The sequence below is a fragment of the uncultured Thiodictyon sp. genome (assembly GCF_903828115.1).
Lineage (GTDB): Bacteria > Pseudomonadota > Gammaproteobacteria > Chromatiales > Chromatiaceae > Thiodictyon.
On record NZ_CAIKKU010000506.1, the window covers coordinates 1 to 5,599 of the forward strand.

7 protein-coding genes and 1 pseudogene are annotated in these 5,599 nt (G+C 67.0%); 5 read left to right on the forward strand and 3 right to left on the reverse strand.

Annotated elements, in window-relative coordinates; all coding sequences use genetic code 11:
- The 3 genes from QZY48_RS18480 to QZY48_RS18490 all read right to left on the reverse strand — a co-directional run.
- A partial coding sequence (locus QZY48_RS18480; RefSeq protein ID WP_295433901.1) for an AAA family ATPase occupies positions 1-708 on the reverse strand: 708 nt, incomplete at its 3' end.
- Between the two features lie 281 nt (positions 709-989).
- Positions 990-1,310 (reverse strand): type II toxin-antitoxin system PemK/MazF family toxin, encoded by a 321-nt coding sequence (locus QZY48_RS18485; RefSeq protein WP_295433903.1) that lies wholly within the window; start codon positions 1,308-1,310, stop codon positions 990-992.
- Positions 1,297-1,668, reverse strand: coding sequence for a hypothetical protein (locus tag QZY48_RS18490; protein WP_295433906.1), 372 nt, complete (start codon positions 1,666-1,668; stop codon positions 1,297-1,299). Before QZY48_RS18490 ends, QZY48_RS18485 begins: the two co-directional genes overlap by 14 nt.
- Before the next feature lie 233 nt (positions 1,669-1,901).
- On the opposite strand from QZY48_RS18490, the gene QZY48_RS18495 reads away from it, so the two are divergent.
- From QZY48_RS18495 to QZY48_RS18515, 5 genes and pseudogenes are all read left to right on the forward strand, one after another.
- The gene (locus QZY48_RS18495) at positions 1,902-2,921 is read left to right on the forward strand and encodes a WYL domain-containing protein (RefSeq protein ID WP_295433909.1); all 1,020 of its coding nucleotides are present in this window, start codon (positions 1,902-1,904) and stop codon (positions 2,919-2,921) included.
- 8 nt (positions 2,922-2,929) lie between these two features.
- A complete protein-coding gene (locus QZY48_RS18500) occupies positions 2,930-4,396 on the forward strand; it encodes a cobyric acid synthase (protein WP_295433912.1) in 1,467 nt (488 codons plus the stop codon).
- A 158-nt stretch (positions 4,397-4,554) separates the two neighbouring features.
- Positions 4,555-4,719 carry a type II toxin-antitoxin system RelE/ParE family toxin gene (locus QZY48_RS18505; protein ID WP_295433914.1) on the forward strand — a complete coding sequence of 55 codons (165 nt, stop codon included), beginning with the start codon at positions 4,555-4,557 and terminating at the stop codon, positions 4,717-4,719.
- Between the two features lie 3 nt (positions 4,720-4,722).
- Complete coding sequence (locus QZY48_RS18510) at positions 4,723-5,010, forward strand: XRE family transcriptional regulator (protein WP_295433917.1); 288 nt, start codon at positions 4,723-4,725, stop codon at positions 5,008-5,010.
- Positions 5,011-5,275: 265 nt separating this feature from the next.
- Positions 5,276-5,599: pseudogene (locus tag QZY48_RS18515) on the forward strand (cobyric acid synthase CobQ); the annotation flags it as partial.

The window sequence follows — 5,599 nt, forward strand, 5'->3', positions numbered from 1 at the left end:
GGCCAGCTCCTCGAGCAGGTGCGGCGGCAGGTCACGGTCGCCCAGATGGCTCTCGACGAGGGCGCGGCGCACCGAGCGCGGCGGGGTGTCGAAGGCGACCGGCAGCAGAAAACGGCGCAGGAAGGCAGGGTCCATGCTGTCCGCGTCATTGGTGATCCAGATCGCCGGGACCGGGTTCTCCTCCAGGATGCGGTTCATCCAGCCCTTCTGGCGACCGGTCGGGCGGCTCCCGCGCAGGAGCGCGAACAGGTCCTCACCGGCGCCGAAAACGTCCTCGACCTCATCGAAGATCAGCACCGCGTCGCGCCGGCGCCCGAGCAGTCGCTGGGCGAGCAGATAGGCCGACAGCCGACCCGTGCGCCGCAGCCCGTCGCCATCCTCATCGGCGCTGCGCACCTGGTAGGCGCGCAGCCCGCTCGCCTCGGCCAAGGCCCGCGCCAGTTCGGTCTTGCCGGTCCCGGGCGGCCCGTAGAAGAGCGCGTTGACGCCGACCGCCGCGGTGGCCGCGCTGTGGCGCAAGACCCCGTGCAGGCGCCCGGCCGCCTCCGCCAACTGCGGAAAGGCGTCCAACCGCCAGGCCCCGGCCGGGGCCGGTTCGATCAAGAGCGCAAGCAGCGCGTCGGCATCCCGCGGGGCGGCCTCCAGCACCTCGCGCAGCAGGCTGGTGGGCGCCAGGAAGTCCTCCAGATCCCTGTGACCGTTGCACATCCTCCCACTCTTCCCAATCGACCGCGCCCGGCGGCAGCCAGTTATGCTCTGAATCGGCATAGGGCGACAGCAGCGCCGCCACGGCGTCATGATCGAGCAAGGGCAGGGTCAATTCCTAGAGGGCGCCCGAGCCATTCGCGCGATGACAGGTCTTTGTTTTTCGCGGCCATGGTCGATTCCTCTGGGTTCGTGCAGGTGGGTTTTGCTGCGATTGGCGGGACCTATTCAACCACTGTCATACGTCAGTGCCTGTCGCATCTGTGATGCACAAACGCGAGGTCTTAAAGACCCAACTGGACCCGGATCGCACCCTCGACCGCGCGCAGGTCAGCCGCGGAGAGGCTCCCGATCTGTTCCATGAGTCTTGACTTGTCCGCCGTGGTGAGTTGGTCGGCCATCGCCTTGCTGACAGCCCCCTCAATGCTGACCCTGGCCTCGCTCGGATAGAGCCGATCAGTGTTACTGGTAAAAGGCACGACCTGCACTCGGTTCAGGAAGCGATTCGCCAGATCATTGCTGACGATCACCGCCGGGCGACGCTTTTTGATCTCGCCGCCCCGGGCCGGATCGAAATCCACCCACCACACCTCACCCCGTCGCACGGTTGGTATCTCCGATCAGTGCATTGCTCCAGTCCAGCGCCGCGGCCTCGCGCTCGGTGTCTGCGGCCATCGCACGATAGCCGACCTCCTCCTCCGACTCTGGAGCGAGATCACGCGCCCTCTGCAGCACCACATCTTGAAATTCAGCTGGAACGCGAAACCAGGTCGGATTGCCACGGCTCTGCGGGTTGCCGAGCGGCCAGTCATCTTCGCCGGTCCAACGGATGGCTACTCCGGGCTCTCCTTCCCACTCAAGCTCGCAGACCGCTCCGCCACCGGGTCCACCGTCGTAGACGACCCGCACATTGCTAACCCGCTTCTTAGGTCCTTGAACGGCTTCAGGACTGATGTAACTCATGATCGATGTTCCTCTATCAGTTGGGACTACGTTGAGCTTAGATGTCTGATGGAGGTTTGTCAAGATGTAGAATCTTACATTTAATCGTACATAGGATATTACGTAAGAGCTTAGAACTCCGTTCAGTGTTCAAACGCGCGCGGGATCCGAAAATGTATTTTTTGCCGTCGAAACGGGGCAGCGAAATGCATTGAACCATCGTCATGCGTCAGCGCCTGTCGTACACTGCGGCCATGGCTGCTACCCATGAAACCCGGATCGCGCGCCTCAAACGCCTGGAGGCCCTGCTGGCCCGCGGGCGGGCGGGCGATGCTTGCCCGGGCGGCGCGCGGCTGCTCGCGATTCTCGGTGAGGGCTATGCCGGCAAGACGCCGGAGGCACGTCGGCGTGCACTGCAACGCGATCTGGACGAGTTGGTGAAGGCGGGGCGCATCGAGGCGGTCAACCCCGGCGGCAAGCCGCTGCGCTACCGGCGGGTCACGGACGAACCGGACGACGACCAGGCGATCTGGGAGTACAACCTCAGGGTGATGCGCGCGCTGGTGGCGGAGGCCCTGCCGCAGCGCCAGCTCGATCGGCTGTGGCAGCGGTTACTGACCAACGCCGAGGGTCCCAGGCTCGATGAGGGCCGATTGCGGATCGTCCCCGACACCCTGCGCCTGCAAGCGGTGGAACTCTATCCGGGGGTGTTGGGGGCCGTGATCGAGGCCCTGGCGCGGCGCTGTGCCCTGCGGGTGCGGTATGAAAATGCCGAGGGTGAGCGCGGCGATGCCTGCGTGCATCCCCAGGCGCTGGTGCAGCGCGGGCCTATTGCCTATCTGCTCGCCCTGAAGAACGACGAGGAGGAGCCGGTGCGGCTCTATGCACTGCACCGGATGATCCGGGCCCAGGCGCTGGCAGAAACGCCCGTACGGGCGGCGGCGGGATTCGATCTGGATCAGGCCATCGCGAACGGCCAAGTGGACTTCGGCCAGGGGGACATGATCGACCTGGAGTTGCGGGTGCGCGGCTATCTGGTGGCGGTGCTGACCGACTGTCGGCTGGCGGCGGGCCAGCGGTGGGTGGACGAGCCGCTCGACTCCGACTTCGAGATCCGGGTGTGGGCGCAGGTCCCCTCGACGGGCCAATTGCTGCGCTGGCTGTTGGGAGCCGGGAACAATGTCGAGGTGGTCGCCCCGCCGGACTTGCGCCGCGTGGTGGCGGTGCAGGCGGCGAAGATGGCGGCGCTCTATGCCGATCCGGATGGCGAGTAGAGGATGACATGAATACACCCACCCTGATGGTCCAAGGCACCACCTCGGACGCCGGCAAGAGCCTGCTGGTCACTGCCATCTGCCGCTGGCTCAAACGCCGCGGGGTGCGGGTAGCGCCCTTCAAGCCCCAGAACATGGCGCTCAACAGCGCCGTGACCATCGACGGCGGGGAGATCGGCCGCGCCCAGGCGGTGCAGGCCGCGGCCTGCGGCCTGCCGCCCCACACCGACATGAACCCGGTACTGCTCAAGCCCAACAGCGACATCGGCGCCCAGGTCATCATCCAGGGGCGCGCCATCGGCAACCTCAACGCCGTCGCCTATCAGGCGTACAAGGCCAGCGCCCGGGTCGCGGTGCTGGAGTCTTATCACCGGCTGGCGGGGCAGTATCAGGCCATCGTGGTCGAGGGGGCCGGCTCCCCCGCCGAGATCAACCTGCGCGCCCAGGACATCGCCAACATGGGCTTCGCCGAGGCCGTGGACTGCCCCGTCATCCTGATCGCCGACATCGACCGGGGCGGCGTCTTCGCCCACCTGGTCGGCACCCTGGCGCTCCTCTCCCCGAGCGAGCAGGCGCGCGTCCAGGGCTTCGTCATCAACCGCTTCCGGGGCGACCTCGCACTCCTGGAACCCGGTCTCGACTGGCTCACCGAATACACCGGCAAGCCGGTGCTGGGCGTCCTGCCCTATCTCAAGGGCCTGCACCTACCGGCCGAGGACTCACTCGAGCGGGCCCAGGGGGACACCCTGGAGGCCGCCCTGCGCATCGTGGTCCCGGTCCTGCCGCGCCTGAGCAACCACACCGACTTAGACCCCCTGCGGCTGCACCCCGGGGTGGACCTGCGCCTGCTCGGACCGGGCGAGCCGATCCCGCCCGCCGACCTGATGCTCCTGCCCGGCTCCAAGTCAGTGGCCGCGGATCTCGCCTGGCTGCGCGCCCAGGGCTGGCCCGCGGCCCTCGCCCGCCACCTGCGCTACGGCGGCAAGGTCATCGGTGTGTGCGGCGGCTTCCAGATGCTCGGGCGCGCCATCCATGACCCCCTGGGCCTGGAGGGACCGCCCGGCAGCACGCCCGGGCTCGGGCTCCTGGACCTGGAAACCACCCTGGCGGCGGACAAACGCCTGACCAACGTCAGTGGCCGGCTGAGCCTCGCTGAGGCCCCCGTCACCGGCTACGAGATCCACGCGGGCGTCACCACTGGCCCCGGCCTGGCGCGCCCCGCGGTCCTGCTCAACGACGGACCGGACGGCGCCATCAGCGCCGACGGCCAGGTCCTGGGCACCTACCTGCACGGGCTCTTCGATGCCCCGGACGCCTGCGCCGCGCTACTCGGCTGGGCTGGCCTGGACCGACCCCAGGCGGCGGACTACGGGGCCCTGCGCGAGGCGACCATCGAGCGGCTGGCGGATATGGTGGAGGCGCATCTGGATACCGGAGCACTGGGACGGATGTTGGAGTTGGAGGCGTCGACCTGAGCCAAATAGCCCCTATAATCGGCTCATGCGGATCTGCCAACAGCCCGACTGGCCGACCTTCAGCAGCGTTGCGAGTCGTCGCGCCGCGCCCGTCGCCGCGTCTAGATCCCGGGCAGGGCAACTCGCGGACGCCGTGGCACCGCTAGCGAACGCTGACCGTGCGGGAGATCCGCATCCGCGCCGGCGGAGCGTTCCGGGTGATCTATCTGGCCGCGCGGCCCGAAGGCATCTATGTACTGCATTGCTTTCAGAAAAAGACGCAGAAGACTGCACCATACGACATCGAGCTGGCGCGGCAGCGCTACAAGCAAGTCGGAGGATAATCGATGACCGACATCGTCAAAGCAGAGGAAAACCTCTTTCTGGCGCTCGGGTTTCCGGCTCACGAAGCGGAAATCCTGCAGTTGCGTGCCGAACTGATGGGACAGTTGCGTCTTTGGATTCAAGACAACGGGTTGACCGAGGCCGAGGCCGCCAAACGGCTGGGTGTGACGAAGGCTCGGGTGTCTGACCTGGTACGCGGCAAATGGAAGAAGTTCAGTCTGGATGTGTTGCTCACCTTGGCGGCCAAGGTGGGGATGCACTTTCGCCTGGAATTGAGTCGGGCGGCTTGAGCAAGCCTGTGAGGGGCGGGCTCGATTTCAATTCTGCCCAAGTCAAGCATTGAGATTTAATCGCGCTTGGCCGCTTTGCCCCTTTACCCAGGTTCGCGTGGCCTAATCACACATCCAGTCGCGTATACCGGCCGCCGGGCCGGCGCAATTGGATCTTTGGCTTATGCGCATCCTGTCCGCGGCGACCCCGGAGGAGGTCTTCCAGTAAAGGCGCGTGGCGCGAGTCTTTGAGCGGCACTCGGTCCGCACAGCGGACCCTACGGCTGGCTCCAAGCCGGTGGCCGCAGTTCTGGCCTGGCTGCGCGCCCAGGGCTGGCCCGCGGCCCTCGCCCGCCACCTGCGCTACGGCGGCAAGGTCATCGGCGTGTGCGGCGGCTTCCAGATGCTCGGGCGCGCCATCCATGACCCACTGGGTCTGGAGGGACCGCCCGGCAGCACGCCCGGGCTCGGGCTGCTGGACCTGGAGACCACGCTGGCGGCGGAGAAGCGGCTGACCAACGTCAGCGACCGGCTGAGCCTCAATGAGGCCCCCGTCACCGGCTACGAGATCCACGCGGGCGTCACCACCGGCCCCGGCCTGGAACGGCCA

What these genes read in the sequence shown, in the direction of transcription:
- QZY48_RS18490 (WP_295433906.1), bottom strand. Translation starts at nt 1,668, where the DNA reads ATGAGTTACATCAGTCCTGAAGCCGTTCAAGGACCTAAGAAGCGGGTT.
- QZY48_RS18495 (WP_295433909.1), top strand. Translation starts at nt 1,902, where the DNA reads ATGGCTGCTACCCATGAAACCCGGATCGCGCGCCTCAAACGCCTGGAG.
- QZY48_RS18500 (WP_295433912.1), top strand. Translation starts at nt 2,930, where the DNA reads ATGAATACACCCACCCTGATGGTCCAAGGCACCACCTCGGACGCCGGC.
- QZY48_RS18510 (WP_295433917.1), top strand. Translation starts at nt 4,723, where the DNA reads ATGACCGACATCGTCAAAGCAGAGGAAAACCTCTTTCTGGCGCTCGGG.